Origin of the sequence: Paenibacillus mucilaginosus 3016, from assembly GCF_000250655.1 — a bacterium.
Classification (GTDB): domain Bacteria; phylum Bacillota; class Bacilli; order Paenibacillales; family NBRC-103111; genus Paenibacillus_G; species Paenibacillus_G mucilaginosus.
Window position 1 is genome coordinate 4,732,754 of the sequence record NC_016935.1, and the last position, 13,725, is coordinate 4,746,478.

The following is a 13,725-nucleotide window of genomic DNA, read 5'->3' on the forward strand; positions in this document are numbered from 1 at the left end:
TCAGGTTCTCTCCCCTATGTATGCTGTTAGTTGGATGATGAAACAGGAAATGGAAACAGACAGGAAGGTCAATCTCAAGAACTGCGGGGTTGGGGTGCTGTTGATTGCGGCGTAGTGATGCCGAAGTACATGCGGTGTTGGTGATGGGCAGAATGCTGTCAGATCATGCTGAAGAATGGTGTTTACCACAAATCATATCACAGGCCTTTCCACTTTGATGCGAATATACTATAATTTAACATTCCTTTAACCATTTCTTTACGGAATGAGGTTGGAGCGGCATTGCCCCTCTTCGCTGTATAAGTCAAAAAGGTCACCCGAACTCCAGCGGAGCCAAGTGACCTTCCATTTTAATGTAAAAATTGATCTCTCTCCAGCGTCTATCTTCGATGGGTATTGCTATTCTTCCAAAGCCGTTTGGATCAGCTGGTTCACCTGGGAGCTGAAAATCAGGCCGATGTGCGAAACGCCGGAGATCCGGATATTATTGGCGCCGTTCAGGATGGAGAGATAGTTCGCGACGATCGTGTCGCTTGTCGAGTAAATCGACGTGACATTCACGCCGGCCGGGGCATCGCTTGTTGTCAGACGGTTCGCGCCGCCAAGTGTAATGAGCTTGTCCACTTTCGAAGCGTCGTCCCGGTTCAGGATGTAATACAAGCTGTTGGCTCCGCCCATGCTGTGGGCGACAATATTCACCTTCGTGTGGCCGGTTTTGCTCAGGACATCGTCCACGAAGCTTGCGATGGCTGCGGAGTTCAGAAGCTGGTTGCCCTGTTTGCTTGGAAGATCGATCGCATACAGTTCATCGCTGGTCCAGCCCTGTTTTTGCAGGTAATATTTGATATAAGCAAAATTGCTGTCCGACCCGCTCAATCCGTGAACGAACACGACGGGCGTGCGGGCGGTAGGTTCGGCGGCCTCCGCTTTGGACGGCGGCATGCTGAGCAGCACCGTAAAGGCCATGAGCATGCAGGTCAGAATGACGGAGATCCATTTCCTGTTTTTCATCATTCCATCTCCCTATGTATTTGATAACGAACGAAATCGATTATAATTTAACATTGGTAGAAAAAAATAGGAACGATGGGCCCACTTTATTACATCTCCAGCACTATATTGGTAAAATATTGAAGACCTTCTGTATCCGGCACGGATACTGTGCCTGGCTTTATGTCATGCATGGATGAGCTTGGCAATAAACCCTTGATATGTTTATGGGACAGGCCTATACTCGTATGGGGGACGAATTTTTTGTCGCCACACGAGGCTGAGGGAGAGTAGTCATTCGATGAGGAAAATGATGATGGTTTCCGTTATGGGGTTATCCGTTCTGTTCGGAGCGGGGGCCGGAGTGTATGCCGGGGCCAACCTGGAAGAAATCAAGGCCTATTTGAACAACGATATTAAAGTCAAGGTAAACGGCCAAACGGTTCAGCTGCTCGACGAGCAGGGAAGCGTTGTCACTCCGATTACATACGATGGCAGCACCTATTTGCCCGCCAGGGCGATTGCGAGCGCTTTGAATGTAGCTGTGGATTATGACGCGGCCACGAACAGCGTGCTCTTCGGGGAAAAGGTGGATGGCGTGCCGGTCAACGCCGTTCAGACCTTCTCCAGCGCGATTAAAGATCCGGGCTTAACGAAATATAAGAATAAAGATTACCAGGAAGTCATCCGGGATACGATCAATAACGGATCCAACTTCTCGCTGTATCCCAAAGAAAAATACCAGACGCTTTACCTTCAGGCAGCCGCCCTTGGGGCCGATGTGCAGTTGAAAGTGGAGGATGATAACGGCCGTCTCCTCAAACAGGATACGATCACGGCGGCAGACGGGCTGAAGACCATCGAAGTGAATATCAGCGGGCAGGAGAGAGTAGTCGTGTTCTACAAGTATGAGAATAGACAGGGCTTGAACGGCATCTTTGTCCCTCTTACCACCTCCTACTATAAGTAATCATGCCTGGTAGGCCGCGCTCCCGATAGACAGGTACTTCGGCCGTGCAGAAATGATGCAGCTGATGCAGCATACAGCAAGAGGACCGGACAGGCTTCCCTGTTCGGTCCTCTTTTTTATTTCGTGATCCACTCGGCGAGTTTCGATGCTTTTTTATACAGTGCAAAGCAGATGATCAAGAAAAGGACTGGAATAATCGATTGAATCGTTACTCCCGCATCGAATGTTTTCATAAGTCCCAGCATAAGCAAAAGCAATAGAGCCATCGTACCTTTAACCAGCAGATGGAACATGATAAGAGACAATATGAATTTCAAGAAGATCTCCACCATGATGACCCATTGGTCTTCGCGTGGTGTTATTTCCAATTCCGGCTCGGCCATCCGGCGTGCGAACCGTGGGGCATAAATAAGCAAGCCCGCACCCACCAAGGCCTGGGCGATTCCTTCGAGAGCCTCCCCTGACTTGGCAGCCAGATGAGGAAGCGTGTAATCGGATAAAATCAAAGCGCCGGGCAGCCAAAGGATGATGTCCAACATCCCTGTAATCAGCAAATAGATACCGTACAGCCTGAATGTAACCTTGATGGCCGAGAAGTATGTAATCGGGTTTTTGCTTGGTTGATTGGTATGGTCTATGATCCCGCTGCGTCGATTATACCTTAAGTCCGGTGCTCCCTGGAACTTTCGGCTTGAAAGATTCGTCAGATTAGGAAGGAATGTCAGCTCGTACGCCCCGACAGGCAGAGGACTATCCGTACGGAAGGGGGAATCAAGCATGATTGTAAGAAAATGGGCAAGCGCCTATTTCACCTCCATGTTCTTCATCCTGGTGTTATCCCTGCCCTATGCCGTGGGCACAAACAGTCCGTACGCCCTCCGAGACTACTTCGGCTGGGCTTCTATCGTGGGGGTTTATGTGGTTCCCTCAACCTTCTTGTACGGATCACTGGTTTCGCTGGCGATCGATGCATTCACCGCCAGGTTCAAATTTCAGGGTCCGGCTGAATATCTGATCTCCGGTTTCCTGCATACCGGTTTCGGTTTTCTCTTCGGCGCGCTGCTGTCTTCCTCCCTCTTCAGCATCTATGGAGCTTCGGCTGCGCTGCTGTACTTCATGATCGACCGGGGAATCAAGCTGCTGGGCCCTCGGCTTCGACGCAAAGTGATAGTGTCCCTCTTGGCGGCCCCATTGTTCCTCATGGCGCTGATCGGCTGGAGTATCTTTCTCACTTCTCCTCCGGAGAAGGACTTCACTGCGGAAGAAGCGGTCCGATTCGCCACATCATCGACAGGAACGATTACGGATTTGTTCCCGAAGGAAGCCGGAACCGTGAAGGTCAAAGCGGGGGAATACGAGGTGGAGCGCGAGACGGCGGTTTGGCCATCCGCTGAGAAAGGGACATACGAGGTGCACTTCATCGAACGCTGGCGCAGCGGCATGGAGGCAGGAGAATGCCGGGATATCTATGAGGTGACCCGCAGCTCCATGACAGCCAAAGGCAGTGAGGGAACCGAACCGCCCTATCCCCGCTGATGGCGAAAAGCACGAAAAGAGGCTGCCGGCCGGCAGCCTCTTTCCTGCTTACTAATGCATGAGTGCAAACCCCTTACACCGAAATCGTCGTTCCGGTAGTGAACGTGACCGGTCTCATCGGACGCTCGAAGCGGTCTGCGCTTCTCAGCGCGCTGAGCTGGGCTGCGTTGAAGCCGAGCTTGGCGCCGAGCTGTTCGGGCTGCTCCGTAAGGGCAGACAGAGTGCTTGGGCTGCCGGCGATTTGGGACAGCAGCGTGTTGACTGCAGTTGTCATAGGTTTCTCACCTCCTTTCCCGCAGCCGGGGCCTCACGGCAGGCCGGCTTTCCTTACATTCAGCGGTAAGCCACACGGCTGCGCTGCCCATCCCACCGGATATCGGGGAGCAGCACCGCCTCCTTCGCCCGGATGCGCTCCGCCCAGGGCTTCAGCCTGGCGATCATGCCCGCCAGCTCCCGGTCGACATCCTGCGAGGGCTGGTAGCCGAGGCGCAGCAGCTCCGCATGATCCGGCCGGTAGTGATGCTCTTCCAGCTCCCGGCGGGGATTCTCCACATGCCGGATCTCCACCGGCAGCCCCAGCACTTCCGCCACAGAGGCGACCTTGTTCGCCCACTCATCCAGGCGGTACACGTTCTGGAACTGGTTCAGCACACGGTACTCCCCCTTGCGGGGCGGGTTCTCGACAGCGAGCGTGAGGCACTGCATGGAATCCTCCAAGGGCAGGAAGCCTCTCTGCTGGTGCCCCGAACCGTAAAGCGTCAGCGGGTGTCCGATGACCGCCTGACAGCAGAACCGGTTGACGATGGTGCCGAACGCCTGGTCGAAGTCCAGCCGGGTTGCGAGCCGTCCGTCGCTGCCCATGGCCTCCAGATGCGTGCCGAACACGACGCCCTGCATGATATCCGTCGCCGCCAGCTCCCACAGCTTGCAGGCGAACATGACGTTGTTGGAGCCGTGCACCTTGCTCCAGTGGTACCACGAGCCCGCCTGGCGTGGGAACGGCAGCCGGTCCTTCCTTCCCCGGAATTCGACCTCGAAGAAGCCTTCCGGGATATCAAGGTTCGGCGTTCCGTATTCCCCCATCGTGCCCAGCTTAACCAGATGGGCGTCCGGCACGTGCTCTTTCATCGCGAACAGCAGATGGAACGTGGAAGTCAGGTTATTGGTCTGCACGAACACCGCATGCTCCACATCGATGGCCGAATAAGGCGCCGAAGGGCATTCGCCCAGATGAACCACAGCGTCCGGCCGGAATTCCCGGACGATCTCCTCGACGAAAGGATAGCTGCGCAGGTCCCCTTCCCAGTACTTCAGCTCCCGGCCGTACCTTTCCTGGAACGCCTGCAGACGCTCCTTGATCCCGGCGACGGGAATCGCGCTCCACGAGCCCATCTCCTCCACCCACTGCCGCCGGAACCCGTTGTCCACGCCCGCCACTTCATGTCCCCGGATCGTAAGGGCCTGGGCCAGCGACCAGCCCAGATAGCCGTCCGCGCCGGCGATTAGTATTTTCATAACTTTCATCCCCTCTATTCCAAAATGCGGGCGCCGGACTGGTCAAGCACGTTGAACCGCCGGATAAACCAGGCCAGATCGTGAACGAGCTCCGCTTCAAGCAGCGCACGGCGCTCGCGGAAGTCGCCCGCTTCCACCTGGCTGACCGCCTCCCGGATGAACTCCGGATACAGCACGGCGTAGTAACGCAGCATCTGCAGGCATGCCGGCTCGCTGAGATACAGGAGACCGAAGCGCAGGTTATTGTGCAGCATGTGAGGCTTCAAGTTTAGGAGGAAGCGCTCGATCTCCGGCTTCGTCTTGAACCGGTGGAGCACCTGCAGCCCGGGCACCGAGACAATCTCCGCTCCGCTGAGCCAAGCCCTGACGCTGAACTCCGGCTCCGCCCCGCCGTACAGCCGCATGCCGGCGTCATAGCCGCCGAGCTTCTCAAAGAGGGCGCGGGGCAGCACCGTACCTGCCGCCGAAGCAATCTGGATGTGCGGCGGCCCGCCTGCCGGCAGCTCCCGGTTCCACTGCGTGCCCATGAAGGGCACGATGAGACTGCAGCCGTAGCCGCGGAAGCTCGATACCGTGTCGCAGATCGTGGCCCCGAGGATGCGTCCGTCGTCCAGATGCCGGAGCACCTCCACGTCCCAGCCCCGGCTGAACTCGACATGGGCATCGGTAATGAAAAGAATGTCTCCCCTTGCGGCGCGTGCACCGTAATTTCGTGCTCCCGGCACACCGGCCTGCTGCTCCAGCCGGAGCACGCGAAGCACGGTGCGGGGGGCGGACAGAGGCAGGTCCGCGGTGAGCGGCTCGTCGGAGGCGTCGTCCACGACGACGAATTCCAGCTCGCAGCCGGTCATCCGGGCGTCCGCGATCGACTGCAGGGTGCGGGCGATGCGGTCCCCTTCGTTGCGAGCGGGGAGGATAATGCTGATCATCGGTTCGAGATTCATGTGCGGTTCTCCTTACTGGCTTCAGCAGCTCCGTTGTTCGTGGTTCTCATGCTACCACCGCCGCTTCCGGCTGTCATGGGTTGGAGCTCCCACCGGGCACGCCGACCATTCTACCATTTTCTGTAACTCCAAACCCCTTCCCCAGCCCCCTTTTTACCGGAACGGCATGATCTGTGCCTTAGGGATTTGGAAGCGGATTCATATGACGGCGTCATTCGATATTGTGACGAAGTCACATCAGCGGCCGGGTAGGTTGACGGACCCGCTGCCTGACCGGTCCTGTTCCGGAAATGGGAAAAAGAGATCCTCCCTTCCATCCCGCGCGGCCATAGGAAGCCTGCAGCCCTTCCCCGCTCTATTGGCAGAAGATCGGCCGCAGGGCATAGGAAGCGCATATGAGGCTACATGACTTTCCGCATTGACTTCAGTCATTCGGGCGGGGGCCGGGCGGTTCGCTCCGGAACCCTGATCTTCGACAGACTGCGCGCCCCGCTGTCCCCTACGGTCCTTCCGAGGTCTCACCCGACCTGGGGCTTTGTACCGATTCCGCTTCTCTCGCAAACGCAAAAATGCCGCCCGATCGGCGGCATTCCGTGCAATGCTTATATGGTTTCCAAACAATAGGAGCGAAGCGCATCCAGCCGCCCGGCCGTCAGCCCGTATTCCTGCTCGAAGTACGCTTCATAGCTGCCGTAGCGCTCCTTGATCGCATCAAGCGCCGCATTCAGGTATTCGGGCTTCGCCGCCATGATGGCCTGGAATCCCTGCAGGGCCCGCTCATCCAGTGCAGGAGCGATGCGCGCCAGGATTTCCGCCTTGAACGACGCGAGGCCCTCGTTGGTCAGCAGATAGTCCAGCATCACGGTCTCCTCGGGCACGCCCAGCGCAAGCAGGATCAGGGCTGAGCCCACACCGGTGCGGTCCTTGCCCGCCGCGCAGTGATGCAGCAGTCCGAGCCGCTCCGGCTCCTGAATCAGGTCCATGAGCCGGCGGTAAGAAGCGTTGCCGAACGGCAGCTTCGCGTAGAATCCGGCCAGCATCTCCGGCCCGAAGCCTCCCGTCTGAGCGCCGCCAAGCAGCTCCTCCATCGTATGGCTCTGCGCCGCAGCTATCGGCAGATCGGCCGCGAACGCAGGGATACACTCGTAGACTGCGCCGGCAATGGCCGGGTCCGGCTTCAGTGCCGCTTCCTGCTCATGACGGTAATCCAGCACCGTCCTGATGCCGAGCGTGTGCAGGTGCAGCAGGTCGTTCTCCGTGAGGCCATGCAGCTCCGCCGAGCGGAAGAACAGCCCGTATTTGACCCGCCGGCCATCCTCCGTCTCATAGCCCCCCATATCCCGGAAATTATTCGCACCCTGGTAAGGAATGATCCGGCTTACCGGATCGATTGCATAATGGGTCATGTCCGCACCCTCTCCTAGTTATTGAATGGAATTTCAATGTAAAAGTGTGCCGCCTCAAAACCATCAGATGGCCGCTTTGTGGAACATTTCGTGCTCCTTGCCTTCGTACAAATACTGGGTGATATCGTTCGTCAGATGCTCGGACGGCCCGTCGAATACAATGCGTCCGGCCTTGATGCCGACGATCCGCGACGCATACGCTTTGGCGTAGTCCACCTGGTGCAGATTGACCAGGCAGGCGATGCCCTGCTCGCGGCAGTTCGTATGGATGGCGTCCATGACGGTCTTCGATGACTTCGGATCCAGCGATGCGATCGGCTCATCGGCGAGGATAAGCGAGGGCTTCTGGGCGAGCGCCCGGCAGACGCCGACCCGCTGCTTCTGGCCGCCGGACAGCTCATCCGCACGCTTGTAGATCTCGTTCTCCAGCCCGACCTTCTTAAGAAGTGCGATCGCCTCCTCCTTATCCGCCTCCCGGTACCGGCTCAGCATGCCTGCGACCGAGCCCATGTACCCGAGACGGCCGTGCAGCACATTCTCCAGCACGCTGGAGCGGTAGACGAGATTGTAATGCTGAAAAATCATCCCCATCCCCGCCCGGATGCGCCGCAGCCCCTTTTTGCCCGCATGCACGACATCTTCCCCGAGGAACGTCACGGTTCCTTCGGTCGGCTCGATCAGCCGGTTCATGCAGCGAAGCAGTGTCGATTTCCCCGCTCCGCTCGGTCCGATCACGGCTACGAATTCCCCCGGCTGTACGGTCAGGTCAATTCCGTTCAGTCCCCAGGTGCCGGTCGCATACTGTTTGCGGAGTCCTTTGATCTCCAGAATCGGTTTGGTTGTCATCACTGGCGCCTCCCTATCCTTGTTTGGCGATCCGCTTGCGGATCCGTACGGTTCCCATCTCCAGCAGGAACATCGTGAAGAATACCATCAGAATGCCGAGCGACAGGTCCGCGAACTGGTAGTAGCTGATGTAGCCCTGCAGCAGCGAACCGATCCCTCCTGCACCGACCATGCCGAGAATGACCGATTCCGCCACGCTGATTTCGAAGCGGAACGCCGTCGTGGCAAGGAAGGCCGTAAGCAGCGTGGGAAGCATCCCCTTGGCGATGACGTGCCACCAGGTCCCGCCGACGGAGCGGATCGCTTCGATGGTCTCACCGCCCGCTTCTTCAATCTGCGCAGCGAAGGTCCGGATCAGGTACGACGCAGTAGGGAACATGAGACCCAGAACGCCGGCCATCGGGCCGAAGCCCATGCTGGCGACGGCAAGCAGCACCCAGATTGTCGTCGGGATGGTCCGGATAATGACGAACACCGCGTTCAGGCTTCGTCCGACCAGCCGGTTCGGTGCCGTATTCTCCGCGACCAGGAAAGCGAGGAACAGCGCTGCGGCGACGCTGAAGATCACGGACAGAAAGGCCACGATAATGGAGGTGACGAGCTCGCGCAGCAGCTCCCCGGCATTGGCGAACGACAGCTGTGCCAGCTGTTTTCCGATAGCAGGCAGGCGGTCCAGTCCGGCCGCCAGCTGCTTCACGTCCAGCTCAGCGAAGTAGAGGCTGATGCCGAGCAGGAGCAGCGAGACGATCCCGAGCATCCGCTGCTGACGCTGTGTGGCCTTGTGGGCGATCGGAATTTTGCGAATATGGCGTGCGGCCATCAGATGATCCGCCTCCTTATCTGATTGGTGACAAGCTCGACGGCGAGGATCATGACGATCATGATCGTGATCACCATGGATGTTTTCCCGTACTGGAACAGGTCCATCGTCTGCTTGATCAGGCTTCCGATCCCGCCGGCTCCGACCAGCCCCAGGACGGCGGAGGCGCGGATATTGATCTCGAACATGAACAGCGTCCAGGAATAGAAGGCCGGCAGGAACTGCGGAATAATGGCGTGCCGGATCCGCTGGCCGTACGTGGCCCCGCATGCTTCCAGCGCTTCGATGCTGTCCCGGTCGAGCTCCTCGATCGACTCCGCATACAGCCGGGCGAGAAATCCGCAGCCGAACAGGATGAGCGCGATCAGACCCGCTGTGGTGCCCACGCCGAAGATTACGACAAGCAGCGAAGCCCACGCCAGAAAAGGAATGTTCCGGAGCAGCGATAGGAGCCCGCGCAGCACCGTTCTCACGGCCGGATGGGGCGTCGTGCTCCGGGCCATAAGCAGGGCGAGAGCCACGCCGAGCACCGAAGAGCAGAAGGTGGCGATAACCGCATAGATTAACGTATCGGCTACGGGTTTGAGATATCCCTGCAGATGGGATGGATTCGGAGGCAGGAAGTCTTCGAACAGGAACCGGATGAATATCGGGATGCCGAGCAGAAACTCGGCCGCATCGAACCGGATGTAGACCAGCGAGAAGGCGGTGAGCAGGACGAGGGCCGCAAGTAGAGCCCGCCTCCCTGCTCTTCCCTTCGGACGGTTGGGTGTCCTGATGGGGATCATGGTTGGTTTGGACATGCTGCAGATCTCCTTTGGCGTCAGTGGTTGAGCAGCTGCTCCGGACTGAGATGGAGCAGCTTCGCCGTCTCACGGACCGGGTCGAAGGCGCTGTCCTTCACCTCAACGAACCTGGCCTGATCGGAATTCATCACGGCCTTGAAGTAGGCCGGGTCCTGGTAACCGAGCAGGAAGCTCTTCACCTTCTCCTTCGTCTCCTGCGGAATGCCGGAGCGGATCGCCAGCGGCGTCACGGGCGCCATCGCTTCGCTGGACGCAAGAATACGGTACGAATCCTTCTCGATCAAGCCCCGCTGTACGAGCATGTCCGGGATCATGGCAGACATAGCCGCCGCATCGTACTGACCGCGCACGACGCCGATCACGGCATTATCGTGCTTGCCGGCAAACTGCACGCTTTTGAAGAACGAGGTGTCCAGCTCCTCTGCCGTCAAACCGAGCTTCTTGACGAGCGTCGCTTTCGGGAACAGATGGCCGGTGGTGCTGACCGGATCGACGAAGCCGAACGTCTTGCCCTTCAGGTCCTCCAGCTTCTCGATCGGCGAATCCTTCGGTACGATAATGACGGATGCCGGCGACTCTGTCATAGCCGGGATCGTTACCCCGACGATGGGCTCAACGCCTGCTCTCTCGACCGCCACGATGTAGGAGAACGGACCGAACATCGCGATGTCCGCCTTGTTGTTCCTCATCGCTTCAATCGCTGCATTGTAGCTCGTCGCCTTGTAAGATTCCACCGGCATGCCGATCGCTTCGGACAGCTTCGTCTCGAACGCCTTGTACGTCTGCTGGGTCTGCGTGTCCGATTCCTGCGGCAGATAGGCGATGACGAATTTGGCCGGCGCGGACGCCGCCTGCGGGCCGCACCCCGTTATCATCGCTGCGACCACGGTGAAGACGGTCAGCAGTAACATCCATTGTTTCATTACTTGTCCCTCCCTGGAATGGTAACAAATCCGTACCTTGGATACAACCTGGATACAAGATTAGGATAACCGCGAACCGTTATGCCGGTGTTAAGCCCAAGCAAAGAGTTTGTAAAGAAGTCTGTCCCTTCCGGAGGAGAACTTGCGCAGGCCGGATACGGACTGTAGTATGGAAGCAGGCTGGAAACGAGTTAAACGGCTTCGCTGTCCTTTAAGGACAATGCGCGTTTATTCAAATATCAGATGACAACGAAGAAAGGACAGGGTTGAACAGATGACGGCAAACTCGATGGTGGAAACAGCCTATCAATATATTCGCGAACAAATTCTGAAGGGACAGCGGATGCCCGGAACCGTGCTCTCGGAGAATGAATTGGCGTCGGAAATCGGGATGAGCCGCACGCCTATCCGTTCGGCGGTGTCCCGGCTTGAGCAGGAGGGCTATTTGCTCGCGCTCAAAAACCGGGGGGTTCTCGTTAAGGAGATCCCCTTCAGGGAGATGCTCGATACGTTCGAACTGATCCTGACGCTGCAAATCAGCAGCTTTGACCTGAGTCAGGAAAAGAATGCATCCTATGATCTTGGGGTGCTGGGCGAGAAGCTGCGTCTGCAGGTCGAAGCGACCGAGCAGCGGAACTACAGCGCTTATATCGATCATGGGCTTGCCTTTTTCCGCGGGGTCATTCAGGGGGCGCAAAACGTGATGATGCTTCGGGTGATTGATTCCCTAGGTGACAGGTTCAAGCAGTCGGCCATGGTGAATTACAACCTGACGCCCGCCAGCCCCCACTTTTCCATGACGCCGCTGAACCAAGCCGTCTATCAGGCTATCGAGGCCGGAGATTACGGCAGGGCCAAGGAGGTTCTGCATGGAGCCAATATGGAGGCCAGGCGCAGAGCTTTACAGGGTCAAATGTGATGATGCTCTTATCCATTGCAAAGCAAATACCCCGTTTTCGGCTTCGAAGACGGGGTATTTCAGGTAGATATGGGCAGCCGTGTCAGCAAGCTTTCTCCTGCCGCATTGGCCAAGAGGCCTCAGTTGCGGCCCTCCACGAACTCGATGATAAGGCGGCAAATCTCCTCGGGATGCGTCAAGGTCGGTTTATGATCCGCCCCCTCCAACCAGGCAAAGCGGATATCCGGTACGGCCCGGAAGCACTCGGCAATCCGGTGAAGATCCGGTACGTCCTCCCTGCCCAGGATGAACAGGGCAGGAACAGCCAGCTCACCCAGCCGTTCCGCCGCCGGAGGCTGCGGCCATACCGATTCCCATGTGCCCCACTGCATCATCTTTATCGTATTCTCTTTCCACATCCGCTCCATCATTTCCCTGCGGGGCCCGGCCATCACGATCCGGTACGAAGGACCGGACAAGGCGATCTCCATCATGCGGTCCACATCCGGGGCCGCTTCCCGGATCCTCCGCATCCACCCCAGGAACTCCGGACTGTGGGCAAATCCCGCCAGCCCGGGCGCGATCAGCACGAGCTTCGTCACCCGCTCAGGGTACTTCAGCGCAAATTCGGCCGCAATCTGCCCGCCCATCGAATGCCCGGCAATCACCGCCTGAGGAAGCCCCAGATGATCCAGCGCCCGAAGCAGGTCATCGACATAGTCGGGCGGCTCCTCCGCCGGATTCGGCGATTGTCCGCAGCCCCGCCCATCCAGGGCAATGACCTTATACTGCTGTGCCAGCACCGGCGTAACCCACGTCCAGTCCCGCAGATCCGCTCCTCCGCTGTGAAGAAGAACAAGCGGCGTTCCAACACCTGCGATTTCATAATATAAATCCATCGGCAGCCCCTCCGTACGCTGTGGAATGAGTTACCTTCTCATTGTATTCTTTGAATGAACGTTTAGTCAATTATAAATCTCAATTTATGATTAGCACCTAGTAATGAACCGGTGTTAGGTTTATAATAGGCAGGCAGTGCACTTACTTATTTATAGGAGATTCATCATGAACAAAGGAATTGTATACGGCATACTCTGCTACTTGATGTGGGGGCTGCTGCCGCTCTATTGGCGCTTGTTCGAATCGATGTCCGCGTGGGAAATCCTGGCCCACCGGGTGCTTTGGTCTTTTGTTTTTGTGGCCGTGCTTGCCGCCGCAGCCAAACGGTGGAGGAACATGCTCAGCGTCGTCTCTTCGCGGAACAGCCTGATTTCCGTCCTTCTTTGCTCGGTAACGATCAGCCTGAACTGGGTCTTATTCATATGGGCCGTGAACCATGAGCATGTGATCGAAACCAGCTTGGGCTATTACATGAACCCGCTGATCAGTGTGCTGTTCGCGGTGATCTTTCTGAAGGAAAAGCTCTCGCGCGGACAGTGGATCTCCATTCTAATCGCGGCTTGCGGCGTACTGCTCATGGCCCTTCAGTTCGGAGGCATCCCCTGGATCGCACTCAGCCTGGCCGTCTCGTTTGCTCTGTACGGTCTCGCCAAGAAGATGGCGAATCTCGACGTACTGCTCGGCCTCCTGTGGGAAACGCTCATCGTCCTTCCGCTCGCCATCATGTACCTGGGCTATATGCAGGCTGGAGGCTCAGGGACCTTCTTCACGTTAACTCCGTTCTCGATGACGATGCTGCTGCTGTCCGGAGCCGCCACCGCACTGCCGCTGTTCCTGTTTGCGAGCGCAGCGAAGCTGCTGCCCCTCTCCATGGTAGGCTTCATCCAGTACGTTGCTCCTACGACGAGCCTGCTGCTGGCGGTCTTCGTCTTCCATGAGTCGTTCACGGCAGGCAAGCTCGTCAGCTTCTCCCTCATCTGGCTGGCCCTGATCCTCTACTCGGCCGTAACATTCCGCAGCTCGAAGCTTGCGCGGCGGGAGAAGAAAGCGGCCTGAGAGGCAGGCCAAACCGTGACGCAGCAGGTTCATCGGCTGCCCGTAAGCCCAATAGCCCTCCCCTGCGCTCAGGCAGGAAGGAGGGCTTTTTCATTTCTATTCTTCCCAGTGTAAG

15 protein-coding genes are annotated in these 13,725 nt (G+C 57.6%); 4 read left to right on the forward strand and 11 right to left on the reverse strand.

The genetic code is table 11. From position 1 onward, the window contains the following. Window positions 1–399 precede the first annotated feature (399 nt). On the reverse strand, window positions 400–1,011 hold the full coding sequence (locus tag PM3016_RS19790; RefSeq protein ID WP_274380028.1) for an esterase/lipase family protein: 612 nt from the start codon (window positions 1,009–1,011) through the stop codon (window positions 400–402). 280 nt (window positions 1,012–1,291) lie between these two features. Between PM3016_RS19790 and PM3016_RS19795 the strand changes: the two genes are divergently transcribed. Next, window positions 1,292–1,960, forward strand: a complete 669-nt coding sequence (locus PM3016_RS19795) for a stalk domain-containing protein (RefSeq protein ID WP_014651457.1) — start codon at window positions 1,292–1,294, stop codon at window positions 1,958–1,960. Between the two features lie 116 nt (window positions 1,961–2,076). Here the strand turns inward: PM3016_RS19795 and PM3016_RS39965 are convergent, their stop codons facing one another. Next, on the reverse strand, window positions 2,077–2,499 hold the full coding sequence (locus tag PM3016_RS39965) for a hypothetical protein (protein WP_014370670.1): 423 nt from the start codon (window positions 2,497–2,499) through the stop codon (window positions 2,077–2,079). A 238-nt stretch (window positions 2,500–2,737) separates the two neighbouring features. Between PM3016_RS39965 and PM3016_RS19805 the strand changes: the two genes are divergently transcribed. Then, on the forward strand, window positions 2,738–3,496 hold the full coding sequence (locus tag PM3016_RS19805) for a hypothetical protein (protein ID WP_014370671.1): 759 nt from the start codon (window positions 2,738–2,740) through the stop codon (window positions 3,494–3,496). Between the two features lie 73 nt (window positions 3,497–3,569). On the opposite strand, the gene PM3016_RS19810 is transcribed toward PM3016_RS19805, so the two are convergent. From PM3016_RS19810 to PM3016_RS19845, 8 genes are all read right to left on the reverse strand, one after another. Continuing rightward, the gene (locus PM3016_RS19810) at window positions 3,570–3,770 is read right to left on the reverse strand and encodes a hypothetical protein (RefSeq protein ID WP_013918286.1); all 201 of its coding nucleotides are present in this window, start codon (window positions 3,768–3,770) and stop codon (window positions 3,570–3,572) included. Between the two features lie 59 nt (window positions 3,771–3,829). Further along, window positions 3,830–5,011, reverse strand: a complete 1,182-nt coding sequence (locus tag PM3016_RS19815) for an NAD-dependent epimerase/dehydratase family protein (protein ID WP_014370672.1) — start codon at window positions 5,009–5,011, stop codon at window positions 3,830–3,832. 14 nt (window positions 5,012–5,025) lie between these two features. Next, complete coding sequence (locus tag PM3016_RS19820; protein WP_014370673.1) at window positions 5,026–5,955, reverse strand: glycosyltransferase; 930 nt, start codon at window positions 5,953–5,955, stop codon at window positions 5,026–5,028. Window positions 5,956–6,557: 602 nt separating this feature from the next. Beyond that, a complete protein-coding gene (locus PM3016_RS19825) occupies window positions 6,558–7,361 on the reverse strand; it encodes a tyrosine-protein phosphatase (protein ID WP_014370675.1) in 804 nt (267 codons plus the stop codon). 63 nt (window positions 7,362–7,424) lie between these two features. Beyond that, the gene (phnC, locus tag PM3016_RS19830) at window positions 7,425–8,207 is read right to left on the reverse strand and encodes a phosphonate ABC transporter ATP-binding protein (protein WP_013918290.1); all 783 of its coding nucleotides are present in this window, start codon (window positions 8,205–8,207) and stop codon (window positions 7,425–7,427) included. A 13-nt stretch (window positions 8,208–8,220) separates the two neighbouring features. Further along, window positions 8,221–9,027: a PhnE/PtxC family ABC transporter permease gene (locus tag PM3016_RS19835; protein ID WP_014370676.1), complete on the reverse strand. Its 807-nt coding sequence runs from the start codon at window positions 9,025–9,027 to the stop codon at window positions 8,221–8,223. Next, window positions 9,027–9,830, reverse strand: a complete 804-nt coding sequence (gene phnE, locus PM3016_RS19840; protein WP_014370677.1) for a phosphonate ABC transporter, permease protein PhnE — start codon at window positions 9,828–9,830, stop codon at window positions 9,027–9,029. The genes PM3016_RS19835 and phnE overlap by 1 nt, the downstream gene beginning before the upstream one ends. A gap of 20 nt (window positions 9,831–9,850) precedes the next feature. Then, the gene (locus tag PM3016_RS19845) at window positions 9,851–10,756 is read right to left on the reverse strand and encodes a phosphate/phosphite/phosphonate ABC transporter substrate-binding protein (protein WP_013918293.1); all 906 of its coding nucleotides are present in this window, start codon (window positions 10,754–10,756) and stop codon (window positions 9,851–9,853) included. Between the two features lie 274 nt (window positions 10,757–11,030). Between PM3016_RS19845 and PM3016_RS19850 the strand changes: the two genes are divergently transcribed. Continuing rightward, a complete protein-coding gene (locus tag PM3016_RS19850) occupies window positions 11,031–11,675 on the forward strand; it encodes a GntR family transcriptional regulator (RefSeq protein WP_014370678.1) in 645 nt (214 codons plus the stop codon). A gap of 119 nt (window positions 11,676–11,794) precedes the next feature. On the opposite strand, the gene PM3016_RS19855 is transcribed toward PM3016_RS19850, so the two are convergent. Next, window positions 11,795–12,553, reverse strand: a complete 759-nt coding sequence (locus PM3016_RS19855) for an alpha/beta fold hydrolase (RefSeq protein WP_014370679.1) — start codon at window positions 12,551–12,553, stop codon at window positions 11,795–11,797. Window positions 12,554–12,719: 166 nt separating this feature from the next. On the opposite strand from PM3016_RS19855, the gene rarD reads away from it, so the two are divergent. After that, a complete protein-coding gene (gene rarD / locus PM3016_RS19860; RefSeq protein ID WP_013918296.1) occupies window positions 12,720–13,610 on the forward strand; it encodes an EamA family transporter RarD in 891 nt (296 codons plus the stop codon). Window positions 13,611–13,725 lie beyond the last annotated feature (115 nt).